Source organism: Micromonospora sp. NPDC000442, from assembly GCF_042898635.1.
Lineage (GTDB): Bacteria > Actinomycetota > Actinomycetes > Mycobacteriales > Micromonosporaceae > Micromonospora.
In genome coordinates this window covers 230,044-250,590 of record NZ_JBIAYZ010000006.1, presented here as the reverse complement: position 1 = coordinate 250,590, position 20,547 = coordinate 230,044, and the positions used below count along the sequence as shown (strand labels likewise).

At 73.3% G+C, this 20,547-nt stretch carries 20 protein-coding genes; 11 read left to right on the top strand and 9 right to left on the bottom strand.

From position 1 onward, the window contains the following. Window positions 1-21 precede the first annotated feature (21 nt). The 5 genes from ACFY2A_RS12320 (at window position 22) to ACFY2A_RS12300 (ending at window position 5,467) form a co-directional block, all read left to right on the top strand. On the top strand, window positions 22-939 hold the full coding sequence (locus ACFY2A_RS12320) for a FecCD family ABC transporter permease (RefSeq protein ID WP_387171310.1): 918 nt from the start codon (window positions 22-24) through the stop codon (window positions 937-939). Continuing rightward, a complete protein-coding gene (locus tag ACFY2A_RS12315) occupies window positions 936-1,958 on the top strand; it encodes a FecCD family ABC transporter permease (protein WP_387171096.1) in 1,023 nt (340 codons plus the stop codon). Before ACFY2A_RS12320 ends, ACFY2A_RS12315 begins: the two co-directional genes overlap by 4 nt. A 119-nt stretch (window positions 1,959-2,077) precedes the next feature. Further along, window positions 2,078-2,887, top strand: a complete 810-nt coding sequence (locus tag ACFY2A_RS12310; RefSeq protein WP_363920646.1) for an ABC transporter ATP-binding protein — start codon at window positions 2,078-2,080, stop codon at window positions 2,885-2,887. Further along, window positions 2,884-4,926 carry a penicillin acylase family protein gene (locus ACFY2A_RS12305; protein WP_387171094.1) on the top strand — a complete coding sequence of 681 codons (2,043 nt, stop codon included), beginning with the start codon at window positions 2,884-2,886 and terminating at the stop codon, window positions 4,924-4,926. Before ACFY2A_RS12310 ends, ACFY2A_RS12305 begins: the two co-directional genes overlap by 4 nt. Beyond that, complete coding sequence (locus ACFY2A_RS12300) at window positions 4,919-5,467, top strand: GNAT family N-acetyltransferase (protein WP_387171092.1); 549 nt, start codon at window positions 4,919-4,921, stop codon at window positions 5,465-5,467. Before ACFY2A_RS12305 ends, ACFY2A_RS12300 begins: the two co-directional genes overlap by 8 nt. A 199-nt stretch (window positions 5,468-5,666) precedes the next feature. On the opposite strand, the gene ACFY2A_RS12295 is transcribed toward ACFY2A_RS12300, so the two are convergent. The 7 genes from ACFY2A_RS12295 to ACFY2A_RS12265 all read right to left on the bottom strand — a co-directional run bounded on the left by ACFY2A_RS12295 (window position 5,667) and on the right by ACFY2A_RS12265 (window position 11,321). Beyond that, complete coding sequence (locus tag ACFY2A_RS12295) at window positions 5,667-6,374, bottom strand: dihydrofolate reductase family protein (protein ID WP_363920640.1); 708 nt, start codon at window positions 6,372-6,374, stop codon at window positions 5,667-5,669. Further along, entirely contained in the window at window positions 6,371-7,012 is a 642-nt protein-coding gene (gene ribA / locus ACFY2A_RS12290; RefSeq protein ID WP_363920638.1) for a GTP cyclohydrolase II, read from the bottom strand. Before ribA ends, ACFY2A_RS12295 begins: the two co-directional genes overlap by 4 nt. 11 nt (window positions 7,013-7,023) lie before the next feature. Further along, window positions 7,024-7,944 carry a lysylphosphatidylglycerol synthase domain-containing protein gene (locus tag ACFY2A_RS12285; RefSeq protein ID WP_363920903.1) on the bottom strand — a complete coding sequence of 307 codons (921 nt, stop codon included), beginning with the start codon at window positions 7,942-7,944 and terminating at the stop codon, window positions 7,024-7,026. Window positions 7,945-8,048: 104 nt separating this feature from the next. Further along, entirely contained in the window at window positions 8,049-8,873 is an 825-nt protein-coding gene (locus ACFY2A_RS12280) for a methyltransferase domain-containing protein (RefSeq protein WP_387171089.1), read from the bottom strand. After that, on the bottom strand, window positions 8,870-9,922 hold the full coding sequence (locus tag ACFY2A_RS12275; RefSeq protein ID WP_387171087.1) for a glycosyltransferase family 4 protein: 1,053 nt from the start codon (window positions 9,920-9,922) through the stop codon (window positions 8,870-8,872). The genes ACFY2A_RS12280 and ACFY2A_RS12275 overlap by 4 nt, the downstream gene beginning before the upstream one ends. Then, a complete protein-coding gene (locus ACFY2A_RS12270; protein ID WP_363920632.1) occupies window positions 9,906-10,337 on the bottom strand; it encodes a 6-carboxytetrahydropterin synthase in 432 nt (143 codons plus the stop codon). Before ACFY2A_RS12270 ends, ACFY2A_RS12275 begins: the two co-directional genes overlap by 17 nt. Before the next feature lie 3 nt (window positions 10,338-10,340). Next, window positions 10,341-11,321, bottom strand: a complete 981-nt coding sequence (locus tag ACFY2A_RS12265) for a zinc-binding alcohol dehydrogenase (protein ID WP_387171085.1) — start codon at window positions 11,319-11,321, stop codon at window positions 10,341-10,343. A gap of 96 nt (window positions 11,322-11,417) precedes the next feature. On the opposite strand from ACFY2A_RS12265, the gene ACFY2A_RS12260 reads away from it, so the two are divergent. Then, window positions 11,418-12,230: a CDP-alcohol phosphatidyltransferase family protein gene (locus tag ACFY2A_RS12260; RefSeq protein ID WP_387171083.1), complete on the top strand. Its 813-nt coding sequence runs from the start codon at window positions 11,418-11,420 to the stop codon at window positions 12,228-12,230. Beyond that, entirely contained in the window at window positions 12,227-14,065 is a 1,839-nt protein-coding gene (locus ACFY2A_RS12255; RefSeq protein ID WP_387171308.1) for a sulfatase-like hydrolase/transferase, read from the top strand. Before ACFY2A_RS12260 ends, ACFY2A_RS12255 begins: the two co-directional genes overlap by 4 nt. A 117-nt stretch (window positions 14,066-14,182) precedes the next feature. Here the strand turns inward: ACFY2A_RS12255 and ACFY2A_RS12250 are convergent, their stop codons facing one another. Together ACFY2A_RS12250 and ACFY2A_RS12245 are read right to left on the bottom strand one after the other, a co-directional pair. Beyond that, window positions 14,183-15,211 carry a TRM11 family SAM-dependent methyltransferase gene (locus ACFY2A_RS12250; protein WP_387171306.1) on the bottom strand — a complete coding sequence of 343 codons (1,029 nt, stop codon included), beginning with the start codon at window positions 15,209-15,211 and terminating at the stop codon, window positions 14,183-14,185. A gap of 141 nt (window positions 15,212-15,352) precedes the next feature. After that, entirely contained in the window at window positions 15,353-16,537 is a 1,185-nt protein-coding gene (locus ACFY2A_RS12245) for a snapalysin family zinc-dependent metalloprotease (protein ID WP_387171081.1), read from the bottom strand. A 229-nt stretch (window positions 16,538-16,766) separates the two neighbouring features. On the opposite strand from ACFY2A_RS12245, the gene ACFY2A_RS12240 reads away from it, so the two are divergent. The 4 genes from ACFY2A_RS12240 to ACFY2A_RS12225 all read left to right on the top strand — a co-directional run bounded on the left by ACFY2A_RS12240 (window position 16,767) and on the right by ACFY2A_RS12225 (window position 20,545). Next, complete coding sequence (locus ACFY2A_RS12240; RefSeq protein WP_387171079.1) at window positions 16,767-17,339, top strand: hypothetical protein; 573 nt, start codon at window positions 16,767-16,769, stop codon at window positions 17,337-17,339. Window positions 17,340-17,437: 98 nt separating this feature from the next. Next, window positions 17,438-18,118 (top strand): response regulator, encoded by a 681-nt coding sequence (locus ACFY2A_RS12235; protein WP_387171077.1) that lies wholly within the window; start codon window positions 17,438-17,440, stop codon window positions 18,116-18,118. Window positions 18,119-18,131: 13 nt separating this feature from the next. Next, window positions 18,132-19,670, top strand: a complete 1,539-nt coding sequence (locus tag ACFY2A_RS12230; protein ID WP_387171075.1) for an ATP-binding protein — start codon at window positions 18,132-18,134, stop codon at window positions 19,668-19,670. Continuing rightward, window positions 19,667-20,545, top strand: coding sequence for a Gmad2 immunoglobulin-like domain-containing protein (locus tag ACFY2A_RS12225; RefSeq protein ID WP_387171073.1), 879 nt, complete (start codon window positions 19,667-19,669; stop codon window positions 20,543-20,545). The genes ACFY2A_RS12230 and ACFY2A_RS12225 overlap by 4 nt, the downstream gene beginning before the upstream one ends. Window positions 20,546-20,547 lie beyond the last annotated feature (2 nt).

Here is a 20,547-nt window from a genome sequence, read left to right as displayed (position 1 = left end):
CTCACGGTCGCGGTGCTCAGCATGGCCGTCGGCGCCAAGCCGATCCCCCCGTCCGAGGTCTGGCACGCCCTGACCGACCGCGACGCCGCCGAGTACGCCGTCGTGCGGGAGCTGCGGCTGCCCCGTACGCTGCTCGGGCTGTTGGCCGGCGCCGCACTCGGCGTGGCCGGCGCGGCGATGCAGGCGCTCACCCGCAACCCGCTGGCCGACCCCGGCCTGCTCGGTATCAACGCCGGTGCCGCCGCCGCCATCGCCACCGCCACCGCCCTGTTCGGCCTCGGTGGCGGCACCGGGCAGGTGTGGTTCGCGCTGCTCGGCGCCGCCGTCGTCACCGTCGGGGTGTACGCCGTCGGTGGTGGTCGCGCAGCCACCCCGGCCCGCCTGGCGCTGGCCGGCGCGGCGCTCAACGCGGCCCTGTACTCGTACGTCAGCGCGGTGATGCTGCTCGACGCGGCCGGCCTGGAGCGGCTGCGCTTCTGGACCGTCGGGTCACTGGCCAGCGCCGACACCGGCACGGTGCTGCGGGTGCTGCCGTTCATCGCCGTCGGGCTGCTGGTCGCGCTGGTCGCCGCCCGCCCGCTCAACGCGCTCGCCCTCGGCGACGACGCCGCGCAGGCCCTGGGTGCCCGACCCGCCGTGGCCCGAGCCGGTGTGATCATCGCCATCACCCTGCTCTGCGGGGCCGCCACCGCCGCCTGCGGACCGATCGTCTTCGTCGGGCTGCTCGTGCCGCACCTGGTCCGTGCCCTCACCGGCCCCGACCTGCGCTGGCTGCTGCCCTACTGCGCGCTGCTCGCCCCGGTGCTGCTGCTCGGCTCCGACGTGCTCGGCCGGGTCCTCGGCCGCCCCGGTGAACTCCAGGTCGGGCTGGTCACTGCGGTGGTCGGCGGCCCGCTGTTCCTGGCGCTGGTGCTCAGGACGAGGACGACCCGCTCATGATCGTGATTCGTACGCCCGGCCGGCTCTCCGTCCGGTTGCACCCTCGCGTCCTCGCCGTCGGCACGGTCTGCCTGCTGCTCACCCTCGGCGTCGGCGTACTTGCCGTCGGACACGGCGAGTACCCGATGTCACCGGCCGACGTGCTGCGCACGTTGACCGGTGGCGGCAGCGCCGCCGAGGAGTTCATCGTCACCCAGTTGCGGCTACCCCGACTGGTCACCGGTTTGGCCGTGGGCACCGCGCTCGGCCTGGCCGGAGCGGTGTTCCAGGCGCTGGTACGCAACCCGCTGGGCAGTCCGGACGTGCTCGGCTTCACCCAGGGCGCGGCAACCGGCGCGCTCGTCGTGGTCGCCGTCGGCGGCAGCAGCGCCGCCCTCGCCGGCTCCGCGGCCCTCGGCGGTGTCGTCACCGGCCTGCTCATCTACCTGGTCGCCTGGCGGCGCGGCGTACACGGCTACCGGCTGGTCCTGGTCGGCATCGGCATGTCGGCCATCCTCACCGGCGTCAACGGCTATCTGATGACCCGGGTGCCGCTGATGAGCGCCTCCCGGGCAATGCTCTGGCTCACCGGCAGCCTGGACGGTCGCGGCTGGTCCGATGTCGTGCCGCTGCTGGCCGCCCTCGCGGTGCTGGTGCCGGCGCTGCTGGCCTGCGGGCCGGCGCTGCGGATGACCGAGCTGGGCGACGACGCCGCCAGCGGACTGGGGGTGAGCGTGCACCGGATGCGGATGCTGCTGCTCGCCGGGGCCGTGCTGCTGGTGGCGCTGGCCGCGGCCGCCGCCGGACCGGTGCCGTTCGTCGCGCTCACCGCCCCCCACCTCGCCCGCCGGCTCACCCGGGCACCCGGGATCACCCTGCTGCCTGCGACGGTCATCGGCGCGCTGATCACCGTCGTCGCCGATCAGGTCGCCCTACGTGCCCTCCCCGGCCAGCTGCCGGTCGGCGTGGTGACCGGCGTGATCGGCGGCGGGTATCTGGTCTGGCTCCTGGCCACCGAGCGCCGGGCGGGCCGGCTGTGACGCCCCGCCAGGCCGGCGAACCGGGCCTGACCACCGTGCCGGCCGACGGTCCGGCCCCGATGACCGTGCCGGCCGACGGTCCGGCCCCGACCACGACACCCGAGAACGGAGCAACAAGCATGTCGACCTCCCGGCTGGGTGGCAGCGGGCTGCGGCTCGCCTACGACCGACGTGTCGTCGCCGAGGACCTCACCGTTGCCGTGCCCGACCGCTCCTTCACGGTGATCATCGGCCCGAACGCGTGCGGCAAGTCCACCCTGCTGCGGGCGCTGTCGCGACTGCTGAAGCCGGCCGCCGGGGCCGTGCTGCTCGACGGCGCGGACATTCACCGGCTCTCCGCCCGCGCCGTGGCCCGTACGCTCGGGCTGCTGCCCCAGTCGCCGATCGCCCCCGACGGCATCGGCGTGGCCGAGCTGGTGGCTCGGGGTCGCTACCCGCACCAGGGGCTGCTGCGGCAGTGGTCCCCCGACGACGAGCGGATCGTCGCCGAGTCGATGGCCGCCACCGGCGTCGACGACCTCGGCGACCGGCTGGTCGACGAACTCTCCGGTGGCCAGCGGCAGCGGGTCTGGCTGGCCATGGCGCTGGCCCAGCAGACGCCCCTGCTGCTGTTGGACGAACCCACCACGTACCTCGACATCGCCCACCAGATCGAGGTCCTCGACCTGTGTGCCCGGCTGCACGAGGAGCAGGGGCGCACGCTTGTCGCGGTGCTGCACGACCTCAACCATGCCGCCCGCTACGCCACCCACCTGATCGCGATGCGCGGTGGGCGGGTGGTGGCCGCCGGCGAACCCCGCCGGATCGTCACCGCCGAGCTGGTCGAGGAGGTCTTCGGCCTGCCCTGCCGGGTCATCGACGACCCGGAGACCGGGACGCCGCTTGTGGTTCCGGCCGCCCGCGCCCGAGCCGGTACGGTGGCCCGGTGAGCGCCCGCCGCTACCGCGACGGCTACGGCATCCCGCACCTGCGCGCCGACGACCACACGTCGCTTGCCTACGCCCAGGGTCGGGTCACCGCCCTGGACCGGGCCTGGCAGATCGAGGTGGAACGGCACCGGTCCCAGGGCACCTCCGCCTCGTTCCTCGGTGCCGAGGCCCTCGCCTGGGACAGCTTCGCCCGCCGGGCCCGACTCGACGACACCGCGCGACGCTGCCACGCCGCCCTCGATCCGGCCACCGCCGAGTGGGTGGGGCGCTACGTCGACGGGGTCAACGCCGCGCTGGCCGCCGGTGCGGCGCAGGCTCCGGAGTTCGCCGCCACCGGCCTGCGACCGGGCCCCTGGCAGCCGTGGACGCCGCTGGCGATCTGGCTCGGTCACCACGTGCTCTTCGCGGGTTTCGGCACCAAACTCTGGCGCGACCACGTGGCCCGCCGGCTCGGCCCGCAGGCCACCGGCCTGTTCGCCGTCGACAACCAGGTCACCTCCGGCAGCAACGGCTGGTTGCTCGCCGCCGACCGCACCGCCACCGGCGCCGCCCTGATCGCCGGTGATCCGCACCGGTTCATCGAGGCGCCCGGCATCTACCAGCAGATCCGCCTGGCCTGCCCGGAGTACGACGTGCTCGGATTCGCCGTGCCCGGCATTCCGGGTATCCCGCACTTCGGCCATGCCGGCGGGGTCGCCTGGGCCATCACCAACGCGATGGCCGACTACCAGGACGGGTACGCCGAACGGCTGCGCCGCCGGGGCGACCGGGTCGAGGCGTACGGGCCGGACGGGTGGCGGCCCGCGCACCGGCACGTCGAGACGATCGAGGTGGCCGACGCCGAACCGGTCGAGGTCGAGGTGATCGAGACCGAACGGGGACCGCTGGTCTCCGGTGGACCGGACGACGACCCGGCCCTCACGGTAAGCCTGCGGTATCCGCCCCGCGTCCTCGGTGAGCTGGGATTCGGTGTCCTGCCGGCGCTGCTGCGGGCCCGCACCGTGCACGACGTCGACGCGGCGCTGGACGGCTGGGTGGAGCCGGTGAACGTGGTGCTCGCGGCCGACACCGCCGGCGGGCTGCTGCACCGGGTGGCCGGCCGGGTGCCTCGACGGCACCCGGACAACGGGTTGCGGGTGGTCCCCGGCTGGGAGGCGAGCCACGCCTGGCAGGGCTGGCACGACCTGCCGAGCATCCCGGTGGGTCAGGTGGCGGTGATGGCCAACGACCGTGGCATCGCCGCCGGGCTCGGCGTGGAGTTCGCGCCGCCGTACCGGGCCGACCGGATCCGCCAGTTGCTGGACACCACCGGCGACTGGCGTGCCGAGCAGTTGGCGACCGTGCACACCGACACCCACCTGGCCGCCGCCGGGCCGCTGCTGGATCTGCTCGCCACGCTGGACGGGCTCGGTCCGGCCGCCGCCGGACTGCGGGAACGTCTGCTGGCCTGGGATCGCCGGATGGCCGCCGAGAGCGTCGACGCCGCCGCCTTCGCCGACCTGCGGGCCGCCGTGACCCGCCGGCTCGCCGCCCACCCCGCGCTGGCGGCGCTGGCCGAGCCACCCGCCTATCCGGAGGTGTTCCGGCCGTGGCTGGCCCTGCTCCCCCGGGTCGGGTACGCGGTGAACACGCTGCTGCACACCGACCTGCCCGGCCTGGACCGGGTCGACCTGCTCCGCGAGGCCCTGACTGAGGTGGCCGCCGACGGCGACACCGGGTGCTGGGGCGAACGACACCGGCTCGCGCCGTGGCGGGCGCTGCCCGACCCGGCGACGCCGCCGGGTCCGCAGCTCTCCGGCGACCACGACTGCGTGCTGGCCACCTCCAGCGTCCCCGGCGTCACCGACCGGTGCCTGCGCGGGCCCGCGGCTCGCTACGTATGGGACCTGGCCCGGCGGGACGACAGCCGCTGGGTGGTGCCGCTCGGCGCCACCGGCACCGGGCCGCACCGCGACGACCAGCTGCCGCTGTGGGTCGGCGGCGACCTGATCCAGACCGTCGGTGACTGGGATCGGCTGACCGAGGAGCACGATGACTGACCGTCACCACTACGAACGACACGTACCCGGGTTCGGTGTGGTCACCTTCCGGCCGGTCGAGCCCGACGCCGACGCCGACGTGATCCACTCGTGGGTCAGTCAGGAGCGGGCCCGGTTCTGGGGAATGCGCGACGCCGACCGGGAGCGGGTCGCCGAGATCTACCGGTACGTGGACTCGCTGGCCACCCATCACGCGTACCTCACCCTGCGCGACGGGCACCCGGTGGCGCTGTTCCAGACCTACGAACCGGAGCACGACCCGGTCGGCGAGTGCTACCCGGTACATCCCGGCGACCACGGCGGTCACCTGCTGATCGGCACCCCGGTACGGCCCGAGCCGGGCTTCACCGGCACGCTGCTGGCCGAGTTCGTCGCCTTCGTCTTCACCGACCCCCGCCGGCTACGGCTGGTGATGGAGCCGGACGCCCGCAACGACAAGGCGATCACCCGGCTGCGGCGGGCCGGCTTCGTCGACGGCCCGGTGATCGACCTCCCCGACAAACGCGCCCGACTGATGTTCCTCGATCGTCCCTCGGATTAGCCCGACATGCGGCAGGCCGCTCCTTCCCGCCTGCCCGGGCACCGCACAATGCGGTAGGTCGCGTCTCCCTGCCCCCGGGCACCGCACAATGCGGTAGGTCGCGCTATCCCGCCTCCCGGACACCCCGAGATGCGGTAGGTCGCGTCCCGCCGCCGCACCGGACACCCCGAGATGCCGTATCCGGTGAGCGGCAGGCGCCCTACGCCGGTTCGCAGCGCTCGGACAGGGCGTAGCGGGTGAGCACCACGTCACCGATCTGGCGCGCCTCCACCACCTGCGCCCGTCGCCCGGGGTGCCACGGGAAGCTGCCCTCGCCGACGAACCGCGGCGCCCGCCGGTCACCCACGAAGAACGGGGCCACCACCAGGTGCAGCTCGTCAGCGAGCCCCGCGGCGAGGAACTGGCCGTGCACGCCCGCGCCACCCTCCACCAGCAGTCGGCCGACGCCCCGCCCGGCGAGGTCGGTCAGCATCCGCACCAGGTCGACCGGGTCACCGGCGTCGACCACGGTGGCCACCTCACCCAGCCGGTGCCGGGTCTTCTCGACCGCGCCGCTGGCGCTGTAGACGATCCGCTCGGTGTCGCCGACGGTGAACAGCCGGGCGTCCGGGGCCAGGTCGCCGCAGCCGGTCATGGTCACCCGGGTCGGCGATGCCGGCAGGCCCCGGGCGACCCGGGCAGCCCGGCGCCGTTCGCAGCGCACCAGCAACCGGGGATCGTCACGGCGGACGGTGCCGGCGCCGACCAGGATCGCGTCGCAGCCGGCCCGGACCTCGTCCACCCGGTCGAGATCCGCGTCGTTGGACAGCAGCAGCCGCTCCTCGGTGGCGTCGTCGATGTAGCCGTCGATCGAGGTGGCACAGCTGAGCAGCACGTAAGGCCGGGCCACCCCGGGCGGGTCGGTCACCGGACGAAGGGGAGGTCGGCGGCGCGGGCCGCGCGGCTAGCCTTCGCCGCGAGGTAGTCGGCGTTGGCCGGGGACAGGAACACGCCGGTGGGCACCTGCTCGGTCACGGTGATCCCGAGCCGACCCAACTGGTCGGACTTCTCCGGGTTGTTGCTCAGCACCGCGATCGGCCCGACACCGAGCGCGGCGAGCATCTGCGCGGCCACGGTGTAGTCACGTTCGTCCTCCGCGTGACCGAGCGCGACGTTGGCCTCGAAAGTGTCCAGCCCCGCGTCCTGCAACGCGTACGCGTCGAGCTTGGCGTACAGCCCGATGCCCCGGCCCTCCTGGCGCAGGTAGAGCAGGTAGCCGCCGACGTCGGCGATGCGCTGCACCGCCTCGCGCAACTGAGGTCCGCAGTCGCAGCGCTGGCTGCCGAACACGTCGCCGGTGAGACATTCGCTGTGCGGGCGGACCAGTGGCACGTCACCGCCGTGTTCCGCCGCGCCGGTGTCGCCGAGGGCGAAGGCGAGGTGCTCCCGGCCGTCGACCAGCCCGTCGAAGGTGAACAGCCGGGCCGTGGTGGTGTAACCGTCGGGGAACCGCAGCGGCACGGTGACCTGCGTCCGGATGGTGGCGACAGGCAGTGATTCGGACATGGGTCTCCTCGTCAGACGGTGGCGGGTACACGGACACGTCGGGCCAGTAGCACGGCGGCTCCGGGCAGGCTCGCGACGAGCACCAGGGCGCCGTACACCGTCGCGGTGGCCACCCCCTCGGCGGCGGTCAGGCCGGCGGCGGCGAACGCCCACGCGGCCACCCCCTCGCGGGGACCGAACCCGGCGACGTTGGCCGGCACCCCCATCGCGAGCAGGGCCAGCAGGGTCAGCGGCAGCAGCAGGCTCAACGGGGCGGTGGAACCCGCCGTGCGTGCCGCCACCAGGAAGGTCGCGAGGTGCCCGGCGACCGCCAGCGCGGAGGCGAGCAGCACCCCCGCCCAGGTACGCCGGCCGAGCAGCCCGAGACGTACGTCGGAGACTGCGGTGCCCAAGGCACGCGCCCACCGGGAGGCACCGGACTGCGGCAGCAGTCGGGCGGCCAGCACCACGGCGAGCAGCACCGCCACCACCACGGCGGTCGCCACCGGCAGGAACGGGCGCACCGGCGACGGGAAGGCGAACAGCAGTACCGCGGCCACCGCGACCAGCACCACCTGCCCGGCCATCCGTTCCCACACCACCGCCCGGATGCCGCGTCCGACGTCACCGACGTCGCGGCCGTGCCGCACCGCGCGGTGCACGTCACCGAGGATCCCGCCGGGCAGCGTCGCGTTGAGGAAGATCGCCCGGTAACAGTGGGCGACCGCCTCCCGCAGTGGCAGGCGTACGCCCAGGCCGCCCGCGACAAGGCTCCACCGCCAGGCGGCGCAGACCGTGGTGAGGACACCGATGGCGAGTGCGGCGGCCAGCGCGGGTGCGTCGATCAGCCGCAGCCCGGCCAGGAACGGGCCGGTGCCGAGCCAGCAGAGCAGCCCCACGAGGACACCCAGCCCCAGTGCCAGCCGGGCCCAGCCCCAGAACGACCGACGCACCGGGGTCGCCGTGGGTGCGGCGCCGCCAGCTTCATCCCCCACTCGTGCCTCCCCGGCATGACGATCTTCCCTGACTGTACGCACGTAGCTGGGCGGCTGCCGGTTCAACGGTGCAGCGCCAGCAGGTCGACGTGACCGACCAGTACCCCGAGCCGACCGGTTTCAGCCTCGGCCAGCCGACGTCGCGCGTACTCGGCGGTAAGGGCGGTCAGGTCGGGGCGTTCCTCACGGGCCGCGTCGAGCCATCCGGTGAACCACTCCGCCGCCAGGGCAGCCTGCTCCGGCCCGAGCAGCCACGGGCTGGGCCGCAGTTCGACGTCCACCCCGTGCCGGCCGAAGGCGGCGGCGCAGGCGTCGATCGCGTCCGGCCCGAGCAGCCGCCGGCCGCCGACGGTACGCCGCTGGTGCGCGTTGAAGGCGGCGGCGACCTCGTCGTCCAACGGGTCGGCCGGAGTCAACCGCACGGTGCCGGTCACGGAGATCAGGAACAACGCCGGGCAACCGGCCTTGGCGCAGGCGGCGACAAGTTGGTCGAGTTCCTCGGCGGTCAGCATGTCGAGCAGGGCCGAGGCGGTGACCAGGGCGGCGTCGGCAAGCTCGGCGGCGGTCAGCCGGGTCAGGTCGCCCTGGCGCGTCTCGACGGTCACCGGGGCGCCGTCGGCGGCGCAGGCCGGCATGCCGGCGCGGGCCCGGGCCAGCAGGTCGGGATCCTGGTCGTACAGGATCCAGTGCTGCGCGCCGGGCAGCAGCGGGGCCAGCCAGCGGCCCAGCGAGCCGGTCCCGGCGCCGAGATCATGCACCACGAGGGGGCCGTGGTCGGGCAGCGCCGCACGCAGCGTGTCGACCAGTTCGGCGGACCGGGCCGCCACGTCTGCGGGTTCCCGCAGCGCGAGCCACTGCGCGAAATCGGGCGGGAGATCGATGCTCATGCCGACGCCTCCTTCAGGGCGGTGGTGATCTGGGCGACGGTGCTGTTCCAGTCGGCGAGGGTGTCCCGTCGCTGGAGGGCGGCCTGCCGCAGGTGCTCGCGCAGGGCCGCGTCGTCGAGCCAGTGGCGCAACGCCGTGGCGAGGGCGGCCGGGTCGTCGGGCGGCACCAGCAGACCCGGCCGGTCGCCCGCCGCCGTGCGCCCGAGGGCGTCGGGCAGTCCGCCGACGGCGGTGGCGAGCACCGGCACGCCGCGCGCCAACGCTTCGGTGACCACCATCCCGTACGTCTCACCGCGCGACGGGTGCACCAGCAGGTCGGCGGCGGCGTACGCGGCGTCGAGCCGGTCACCGGCCAACGGCCCGGTCAGCCGAATGCGGTCGCCGAGCCGCCCGGCGGTGATCCGCTCGCGCAGCCGGTCGACGAACTCCGGCTCCCGGTGCAGCGGTCCGACACAGGTAAGCGTCCAGTGCCGGTCGGCCACCATGGTCAGCGCCTCGACCAGCACGTCGTGGCCCTTGTGCCGGGCGACCGCCGCGACACAGAGCAGGGCCGAACCGGTCGCCGACCCAGGCACCGGCGACGCCGGGTCCACCCCGGGCGGCGCCACGTGCACCCGGTCGGCGGGCAGCGCGTACCGCCGCAGCAGCGAGTCGCGGGTCCAGGCGCTGGTGGCGACCACGGTGGTGACCGCAGCCAGCGCCCGGGCCTCGGCGTCGTCGTCCCGGGGCAGGTGCACCAGCGCGACCAGGCGCAACCGCCCGGAGTGCGCGGCGAGGACGTCCGGCACCACCGAGGCGACCAGGCCGTCGACCAGCACCAGCGCACCGTCCGGCGTACCGGCCAGCACGCGGGCCAGTGCGGCCCGCGCAGCCGGGGACGGGCACGGCCAGTCGCCGGGCACGGCGTGCTCGCGGACCGACCAGCCGGCGGCGGCGAGCCCGGCGCAGATCCGCCGGTCGTAGCCGTTGCCGCCGCTGGGTGACGCCGGGTCGTCGATGTCGCCCGGCAGGATCACGTGCAGGGTCGGCACGTCAGGCGGTGCCCTCACCGACGACGGTCGAGCCGGGCAGCGCCCGCTCGTAGCTGGCCCAGGCCACGTGCGACTCGTGCAGAGTGACCGTGAGGCCGGTCAGGCCCCGGGCGCCACCGCCCAGTTGCCCGGCGGCCACCCGGTCGGCGAGCCGGTCGGCGATGGTGCGGGCAAGCACCTCGGTGGTGGTGTTCTGCCCGGCGAACGCGGGTTCCTCGTCGAGGTTGCGGTAGTTCAACTCGCCGAGCACCGCCTTGAGCTGATCGGTGGCCAGTCCGATGTCGACCACGATGCCGTCGTCGTCGAGGTCCGGACGGCGGAAGGTGGCGTCGACCACGAACGTCGCGCCGTGCAGCCGTTGGGCGGGGCCGAAGACCTCGCCACGGAAGCTGTGGGCGATCATGATGTGGTCACGGACGGTCACGCTGAACACGGTTCACTCCCCGTCGTAGGTGATGAGATGGCACAGCGCGGGCAGGTCGCCCCCGCTGAGTCGGGCGAGTACGTCGGGCAGTTCCGCGAACGGCGACCGGCCGGTGATCAGCGCGTCGAACGCCGGGTCGGCGAGCAGGTCCAGGGCGAGTGCCATCCGGTCGGCATAGCTGCGACTGCCGCGTCGCGCCGGTGCCACCATGCCGACCTGGCTGCTGCGAATGTTCAGTCGTCCGGAGTGGAACGCGCCGCCGAGGGACAGTCGCACCGGACGGTCGCCGTACCAGCTCAGTTCGAGCAGGGTGCCTTCCGGCGCGAGCAGCTCCAGGCCGCGTTGCAGCCCGGCGGCGCTGGCGCTGGCATGCACCACCAGGTCACGGCCGTCGGTGGCCGTCTCGGGGGCGGCGAAGTCGACACCCAACGCGGCGGCCACCTCGGCGCGGGACGGATCGGTGTCGACCAGTTCCACCCGGACCCCGGGGAAGCGGGCCAGCAGGGCGGTCACGGCGCAGCCGACCATGCCACCCCCGACGACGGTCACCCGGTCGCCGACCAGGGGCGGAGCGTCCCACAACGCGTTCACGGCCGTCTCCACCGTGCCGGCCAGCACCGCGCGGGCCGCCGGGACCTGCGCCGGTACCACGGTCACCGCATCCGCCGGCACCACGTACGCGCTCTGGTGCGGGTGCAGGCAGAACACCGTACGACCGAGCAGGTGCGCCGGGCCCTGCTCGACCTCGCCGACGCTGAGGTAGCCGTACTTGACCGGGGCCGGGAAGTCGCCCTCCTGGAACGGGGCGCGCATCGTGTTGTACTGACTGGCGGGTACGCCACCGGTGAAGACCAGCGTCTCGGTGCCCCGGCTGACCCCGGAGTACCGGCTGCGCACCAGGACCTCGCCGGTGCTCGGTTCCGGCAGCGTCACCGGACGCAGCTCACCCGCGCCGGGAGCCCGGAGCCAGAAGGCGAGGGCGGTACGCGTCACCGGATTTTTCTCCTTACCTGCGTCCGGACCGAACCGATCCGTCGTATTTTCCGTAGTTCCCTGTCAGGGGTCGTCGATCATAAACACGGAGGCACGGTGTCCACAGTTCGAACCGGTCCGCAAATCGGGCTGATCGTCCAGATCGTTCTGCTGGCGGGGCTCGCCGCGACGGTCGGTCTCGGTGTCGCGGGCTGGCTGGCGGGCCTGGCGTACGGGATGGTGACCTGCCTGGCACTCGTGCGTGGGCTCCGTCACGCGGGCTCGAACCGGCTGGGACCGGCCGACTGGGTGACGATGGGTCGCGGGCTGCTGGTCGGTGCGGTGACCGCGCTGATCGCCGACGCCCTGACCACCGGTCGCCCCGCGCCGGTGGCGCTGCTGGTGGCGATGACTACGGTGGCCCTTGCCCTCGACGCGGTCGACGGCAAGGTGGCCCGCCGCACCGGGACGACCAGCGCACTCGGCGCCCGGTTCGACATGGAGGTCGACTCGTTCCTGGTGCTGATGCTGAGCCTCCACGTCGCCCCGTCGGTCGGTGCCTGGGTGCTCGCCATCGGCCTGATGCGGTACGTCTTCCTGGTCGCCGGCTGGGTCCTGCCGTGGGTGAACGCGCAACTGCCGCACCGGTACTGGCGTAAGGTGGTCGCCGCGGTCCAGGGGATCATGCTCGCGGTCGCCGCCGCCCAGGTGCTGCCCGGGATGCTGACCATGGTCGTGCTGGTGGCCGCGTTGGGCCTGCTGGTCGAGTCGTTCGGGCGGGACGTCAGCTGGCTGTGGCGGCACCGGCAGGTCCGGACCGTGCCGGCCCTGGTGGTGCCGACGGTACCGACCATGCCGATCGGCATGCGGCGGGCCGATCGGGTCGACGAGCGCGACCTGTCCACCGCCCCCGTCCTGTCGCTGCGCTGACCCGGGAGACCCAGTTGTCGATCGCCGACCCGGCGTCCACGCCCGACGCCGACCAGAACCCGAGCACCGCCACCGACCCGCGCGAACGCACCGTCGAGGCGGCCCCACCCACGACCGTCGCCGCGCGCGGGACCGGCGCCCCCAACCCGCGCGGGACCGAGACCGTCGAGGCACGCGGGACCGGGGCGGATGCCGCCGCGTCCCGGCCAGCGCCGGTCACCCTGCGGCGACGGATCGTCGCGCGGGTGGCCACGGCGCTCGCCGCGCTGCTGGTGCTTGTCACGTTCACCCTGCCCAACCGGCCGTGGCAGCTGGAGCCCGGCGCGTTCCTGCGGATCCCGCTGGAGGCGCTGCTGCTGGCCGCGCTGCTGCTCGCGCTGCCCGGTCGGCCCCGCCGGGTGGTGGCCGCGCTGGCCGGTGGACTGCTCGGGCTCGTCGCCGTGGTGAAGGTCGGCGACCTGGGTTTCTACTCCTCGCTGGGTCGCCCGTTCGACCTGGTGCTGGACTGGTCGCTGCTGGACGAGGCGTTCACCTTCGTGGCCGAGTCGATCGGCCGGCCGGGCGCGACCGCCATCGCGCTCGGGGTCGGGCTACTGCTGCTGGCCGTACCGGTGCTTACCGCTGTGTCCGCGGTGCGGCTGTCCGGGTTGCTGACCCGGCACCGCACCGGCAGCACGCGGGCGGTCGCCACGCTTGTGGTGGTCTGGGCGGTGCTGGCCGCCTTCGGGGCGCGGATCGTGCCCGCCATGCCGATGGCCGACACCAACGCCACAATCCTCGTCCAGGAGCACGCCGCCGAGGTCCGGGACCGGCTGTACGACCGCCAGGCGTTCGCCGACGAGGTCGGGGTTGACCCGTTCCGGGACGTACCCGCCGACCAGTTACTCACCGGCCTGCGCGGCAAGAACGTGCTGATCGCCTTCGTGGAGAGTTACGGCCGCGACGCGGTCACCGACGCCGAGTTCGCGTCCATCCCCCGGATGCTCGACGAGAGCGCCGACCGGCTGGCCACGGCCGGGTTCGCCACCCGCAGCGGCTTTCTCACCTCGCCGACCATCGGTGGTGCCAGCTGGTTGGCGCACGCCACCCTGTTGTCCGGCCTGTGGGTCGACAACAACCAGCGCTACCGGAACCTGCTCGCCACCGACCGGTTCACCCTCGGTGACGCGTTCCGGCGCGCCTCCTGGCGTACGGTCGGGGTGATGCCGGCGGTGAACCAGGCCTGGCCGGAGGGTGCCTTCTACGGCTACGAGCAGTTCTACAGCGGCCCCGACCTGGGCTATCAGGGCCCCAAGTTCGCCTTCGCGCCGATGCCTGACCAGTTCGCCATCCACCAGTTCCACAAGCGGGAGCTGGCCGGGCAGCAGGACCGTCCGGTCATGGCCGAGCTGGCCCTGGTCTCCAGCCACTCCCCCTGGACGAAGGTGCCGTCGCTTGTCGACTGGGACACCATCGACGACGGCGAGGTGTTTCGGCGGGGCATCATCGGCACGCCGACGGCGCAGGCCCGCACTGGTTACCGGCACTCGATCAGCTACACGCTGCGTACCCTCATCTCCTACGTGGAGAGGTACGGCGACGACGACACGGTGCTGGTCTTCGTCGGTGACCACCAGCCCGCGCCGGTGGTCACCGGCGAGAACCCGAGCCACGACGTGCCGATCCACATCGTGACCAAGGACCAGGCGGTGCTGCAACGCACCAACGACTGGGGCTGGCAGGACGGCCTGACCCCGGACCCGAACGCACCGGTCTGGCCCATGAACGAGTTCCGCGACCGCTTCCTCACCACCTTCGGCCCCACCCCCACCCGCCCCCAAGCCCAACCCCGCTAACCGCACCCCACCCTCCCCCCTTTTCCTCGTTGATCATGAGGTTAGCGGCAAGCTTGTAGATCAATATCGCCGCCAACCTCATGATCAACGGGGTATAGGGGTGGGGTGGGGGTGGGGTTAGGTGGGTTTTTGGGCTACTAGGACGTCGCGGACGATGGACTGGTCGACGCGGTGGGAGAGGGTGCGCCAGGGGCCGGTGTCGAGGACGGTGAGGCCGGCAGCGGCCAGCCGGGCGGCGGCCTCCTCCCGCCGCGCCACGTTTGTGTTCCACGAGATGCCCAGCGCGCCACCGGGGCGCAGCACCCGCGCCCACCCGGGCACGGCGGCGGTGAGCAGGGCAAGCGGGTCGCGGGCCAGCCCGCTCTCGGCGGTACGGCTGCCGTGCTGCACACCGTACGGCGCGTCGGCCACCACCACGTCGATGGTCTCCGGGCGGAAGAACTCACCGACCCGGGTGGTGTCGGCGTTGACCACGTCCACCGACTGCACGTCGCCGGCCTTGTGGGCCTCCTTCGAGGCGGCCAGTTCCACCCGCAGCCGCCGGCCGACCACCTTGCGCTCCCGGCGGATCGGCCCGGACTCCAGCACCCGGTGCTTGATCCGCTTGCGCTTGAGCCAGGTGCTCAGAAACGTCTGGTACGCCTCGAAGTCCTTGCTGTCGCGGTCCAGACCGGCGGCGTCGAAGCCGTACATCATCGCCTGGTTGAGCGTGGTGCCCCGGCCACACAGCGGGTCGAGCACCCGGAACCGCCGGGTCAGCAGGTCGCCGGCCCCGTCCGAGGCGAGCAACGTGACGTTGAGCAGCAACTTGGTGAACTGCTCGTTGGTCTTGCCCGGATACTTCTGAATGGTGAGCAGGTCGTCGTCGAAGCGGTCCAGCCGGGTCAACGGCACCGGCCGCAGCAGGTCGCCGACGAACTCGAAGATGGCGTACGCGCTGGAGAGGTTGCCCAGCAGCGCGGCGTCCTGCTCGGTCAGGCCACCGTCGGCGTCGAAGGTGACGTAGCGTGCCCCGCCGATGGTCGCGGTCGCCACGTCACCGATCCGCCCACCCAGCACCGCGTCGCCGAAGATCTCCAGCTCCGCCCGCGTCAACTCCACTGCCGCCCCCGAGTACACCCGGTTGCTCGAAGGCAGACTCAACACCCCATACCGCGTCACGACCGCCCACTATCCCACCCCACCGTCCCGCCCCCGCACTCCCCCGCCGATCATGCAGCTGTGGCACCCCTGAACTCCTCGAAAAGGGATGTTCCGGGTGCCACACCTGCATGATCGACAAGGCTGTCAGGCGGGGAGGCCGCCGACCTGGGAGTTGATCCAGGAGCGGATCGAGGTCAGGTCACCGTAGATGGACGGGCCGGTGGCGCAGGTGGAGTTGTTGTTGCCCGCCCGGCTGGTCGCGCCGATCACGTTCCACACGCCGTTGATCCGGCGCACCTGGGGGCCGCCGGAGTCGCCGTAGCAGGCACCGGCGTTGCCGTTGGTGTTGTTGGTGCAGATCTCGTACGGGCCGTTGATGCCGCTGCACCGGCTGTCGGCCACGATCGAGGTGTCCAGCTCGTGCGCCACGGTGGGCGCGGAGCCGCAGCCGCGGGGCGCGCAGGTCTGGCCCCATCCGATGATCCGGGTGGCCGTGCCGACGGCACCGGAGGTGGTCGGGATGGGCGCGGGGGCGTAGCTGACCGAGCTGGCGAGTTGGAACAGTTTGACGTCGATGCTCGGGTGGTTGACCGCCCGACTGACCCGGACGACCGTGCCGCCGCTGGTGCGGTTGATGCTGCCCACCCGCACGGACGACGGGGTCGGGCAGTGCCGCGCGGTGACCACCCAGTTGGCCTTGATCAGGGTGCCGGTGCAGCCGGAGGTGTAGACCAGCCACGGGTAGTTCTCGGTGGCCGGGCGGCCGTTGACCACGAGGATCCCGACACCGTTGTCCTCGGTCCAGGTGTACGTGCCGGCGGCGGCCGACGCGCTCATGCTGCCGGCGAAGAGCTGGTTGACCCGGTTCGCCTCGGCAGCACTCGGGTAGGCGTTGGTGCAGGAGACCGGCGCGCTGCTGCCGGACATGAGGTCGGAGCAGAGGCCGGTGCGCCGGTCGGGCAGACCGAGAATGTGACCGAACTCGTGGGTGGCGATCCGGGTGCGGTGGTAGCCCTGGTTGACCGCCTGCCAGCCCATCCAGATGCGTCCCGAGCCGAGCCCGGTGACCTGCGCCCGGGGCCAGCCGCTGTCGACGTAGATGGTGACGCTGGCGGGCGTGCCGGGCACCAGCCGCACGTTGCTGACCCGGCTGTTCCAGATCTGCGCGGCCTGGTCGAAGTTGGTCCGGAACTCGCCGGCCCGGGTGGCGTCGTAGTAGACGGTCCGTGCCGCCGAGGCGCTGGCGGCGGTGGCCACCTGAAGCCCCGTCGCCGCCAGCACCGCCGCCAGCGCGGCGGTGGCCGCGCGCAGCAGTTGTCGTCGGATCATCACGCACTCCCTGCGGACTGAGCGGCGCACCGACACGCCGCAATCGATGTGCGTGAATATTAATGGCCACTCTTCGCTGGTTGTCATCGCGAAAGCGTCATACCGCCCACCGCTGTTACCCGCGCGTTACGCCACCGTGAAACCACTGTGGCAGGCCGGCACGACGGTGGATCCGACCAGCTCACACCCGCTCGCGCTCACGTCGCGGCGGGACCGAAGGGAGACGAGGATGCGGATCAGAAGGACCGTCACCACGCTGACCGTGGCGCTCGCCGCGCTTATCGCCGCGACGGCCGCGCCGACCACCGCCACGCAGGCGGCGACCGGCTCGCCGTACTGCGGGATCACCTGGGGCAGCGCAGACAAGACCGCCGGGGCGCTCAGCTCCGCGCCGCTGATCGACGTACGGACCGGCCGGCACGACTGCCACGACCGGGTGGTGTTCGAGTTCGACGGCCCGGTCACCGGCTACTCGGTCGGCTACGGCGAGACGTACACCGAGGGTGAAGGGTTGCCGCTGTCGCCGTACACCGCTGGTGACGCGCTGCTGCGGGTCTCGTTGCGCGCCCCCGCGTACGACGACGAGCACCTCGCGACGGTGCCGTACCGGACCGGCGAGCACGTGGCCAACGTGCTGCGCTACCAGACCCTGCGCGACGTGGTCTTCGGCGGCAGTTTCGAGGGCTACAGCACCTTCGCCGTCGGTGTCCGCGCCCGGCTGCCGTTCCGGGTGTTCGTGCTGGCCGGGCCCGGTAACCAAAGCCGGATCGTGCTCGACGTGGCGCACCAGTGGCAGGAATGACCGACCGCTGCGGTGGGGGTCCGGCACCGGCCGGACCCCCATCCCTGCCCGTCACGCCGAGCGACGTACAAACCACCCGGGACTACCCTGGGTGCATCATGGACGGCCGCGTGCTTGTGGTCGAGGACGACGCCTCCATCCGGGAGGTGACCGCCCTCGGGCTGCGCCGCGCCGGTTTCCGGGTGGACACCGCCGCCGACGGCCGGCAGGCCCTGACCGCCTGGCGGTCCGGGACCGTCGACCTGATCGTGCTGGACATCATGCTGCCGGGTCTCGACGGCCTCCAGGTGTGTCGGGAGATCCGGCGCAGCAGCGCGGTGCCGATCCTGATGCTGACCGCCCGCACCGACACCATCGACGTGGTGGTCGGTCTCGAATGCGGCGCCGACGACTACCTGCGCAAGCCCTTCGACCTGCCCGAGTTGGTGGCCCGGGTCCGTTCGGTGCTACGCCGCGCAGTGGTGCCGCCCGAGCCCGGCCCACTGCGGGTCGGCGGCCTGGAGATCGATGCCGGTGCGTTCGTGGCCCGCCGGGACGGTCAGGAGCTGCCGCTGACCACGACCGAGTTCCGGCTGCTGCTGGAGCTGGCCCGCCGGCCCGGGCAGGTGTTCACCCGTGAGCTGCTGCTGGACCGGGTCTGGAACCACAGCTACCTCGGTGACAGCCGGCTGGTCGACGTGGCGGTGCAGCGGCTGCGCGCCAAGGTCGAGGCGGACCCGGGCAACCCTCGACTGATTCGCACGGTACGCGGTGCCGGGTACAAGCTCGTCGCCGGTTGAGCGGGCGGCGGCGATGAGCGGGGAACCGGTAGCGGCGGCGACGGCGGGCACGAGGCCCGCCCCGGTGACGACGGCGGGCCCGCCCACCGTCCGTCCCGGCCGGCTGCGCCGCCGGCTGACCATCGCGTTCGTGCTGGTCGCCGGGATCTCCGCCGGGGTGCTCGCCGGTGGGTCGTACCTGCTGCTGCGGCAGGCCCGCTACGACGCGTCGCTGCACGCCGCCGCAGCCGACGCCCGGTACCGGCTGGTGCTCGCCGGGCAGTTCCTGCCGCTGACCGAGCAGCGCCGCACCGAACTGCTGACCAGCTTCGAGGGCAGCGGCCGGCACGTGGTGCTGATCGCCGGAGACACCTGGCCCTCGGACCCGGCGTACGCACCGGCCCTGACCGAGCGGCTGCGCAGCACCGTCGCGGCCGGGGAACTCGGATACCAGCGCAGCGCCGGGCCGACGCGGCTGCTCGTGGTGGGTGGACGGGTTCCCGGCTCGACCGCCGAGCTGTACGTCGTCACCGACGAGGAGGACCTCGTCGCCGGACTGGAGCAGCTACGCAATGCGCTCGCCGCCGGCTGGGTGCTTGTGGTGCTCCTCGCCGCCACGGTCGGGCACACCCTCGCCCGGCGCACCCTGGAACCGGTGGGGCGGGCCAGCCGGGCCGCGCGGGCCATCACCGAGGGCCTGCTCGCCACCCGGCTGCCGGTGGCCGGGCGGGACGAGTTCAGCGGGTGGGCCGCGTCGTTCAACGAGATGGCCGAGGCGTTGGAGGCGAAGATCGCCGCCCTGCACCGCGCCCAGGAACGGGAGCGGCGGTTCACCGCCGACGTGGCGCACGAACTGCGTACCCCGGTGACCGCTCTGGTGGGCGCGGCCTCGTTGCTGCGCGACCACCTCGACCAGTTGCCCGGCGATGCCCGGCGCGCCGGTGAGCTGCTGGTCACCGACGTGGTCCGGCTGCGCCGCCTGGTGGAGGACCTGATGGAGATCTCCCGACTGGACGCCGGGCGGGAGGCGGTGAGCGTGACCGACGTGGACGCACCGGGTCTGGTCCGTCGGATCGTGGCCGCCCGTGGCTGGCCGGACCGGGTCACCGTCGACGGCGGACCGCTGCGGCTCCGCACCGACCCGCGCCGACTGGAGCGGGTGCTGGGCAACCTGATCGCCAACGCGGTGCAGCACGGCGCCGGTGAGGTCCGGGTGCGGACCGCCCGGTCCGGGGACCGGGTGCACGTCGACGTCGACGACCAGGGGCCGGGTATCCCGGCGGAGCACCTGCCCCGCCTGTTCGACCGGTTCCACAAGGTCGACCCGGCCCGCTCGGGCGGCGGTAGCGGACTCGGTCTGGCCATCGCCCTGGAGAACGCCCGGCTGCTCGGCGGAACGTTGACCGTGCACAGTGCTCCCGGCACCGGCACCCGGTTCCGCCTCGACCTGCCCGGCAGCGCCCCGGAGGACGTCCCGTCGACGCGTGCCGCGGCGGAGAACGCCGGGTCGACGCGGGTGTCGTCGGGGCTGCCCGACGCGGGCGGGTCCGAGCCGACCGGCGGCACCGGATGAGCCGCCGCCGACTCGCGACGCTTGTCGCCCTGGTGCTGCTGGTCGCCGGGTGCGCGCCGTCGCGGTCCGGCTCGCTCGGCCCGGCGCCGACCGCCGCCGCGCCGACCGGGCCAGCTCCGACCAGCGTCGGCCCGTCCGCCACCAGCGCGCCGCCGCCCACCGCCGCCCCCGCACCGACCACGCCCCGCACCGGCACCACCGGCGTCAGCCGGTCGGCGACGGTCACCCTTGAGCTGTGGTACGTCCGTGACGGGCGGCTCGTCCCGACCCGACGCACCCGACCCGCCACGGTGGCCACCTCCCGGCTGGCCCTGGCCGAGTTGGCCGCAGGACCCACCCGGCGGGAAGCCGACGCCGGCCTGGTCACCCTGCTGCCGGACGGTGCCGAGGTGAGCCGGATCGTCGCCGGTGTCGCAAGTGTCCGGCTGGCCGCCGTGGCCGACCCGTTCACCGCCCGGCTACGTGAGGCGCAGGTGGTCTACACCCTCACCCAGTTCCCCACCGTGCGCGGGGTCGATTTCGGCACCGCCGCACCGACCGGTCGCGTCGACCACGCCGACCTGCTGCCACCGGTCGTGGTCACCGGACCGGTCATCGGCGACCGGGTGACCAGCCCGGTCACCGTCACCGGCAGCGCCGACGTGTTCGAGGCGACCGTCAACGTGCGGGTGCTCGACGCCGCCGGCCGTCAACTCGCCACCGCCTTCACCACCGCCACCTGCGGAACCGGCTGCCGGGGCGCCTACCGGGTCACCGTGCGATACCGGCTGCCGACCGAGCAGGCCGGCACGATCGAGGTGTACGAGGTGTCCGCCGACGACGGTTCCCGCACCAACGTCGTCGCGGTACCGGTGACCCTGGCCGCGACGCGCTGAGC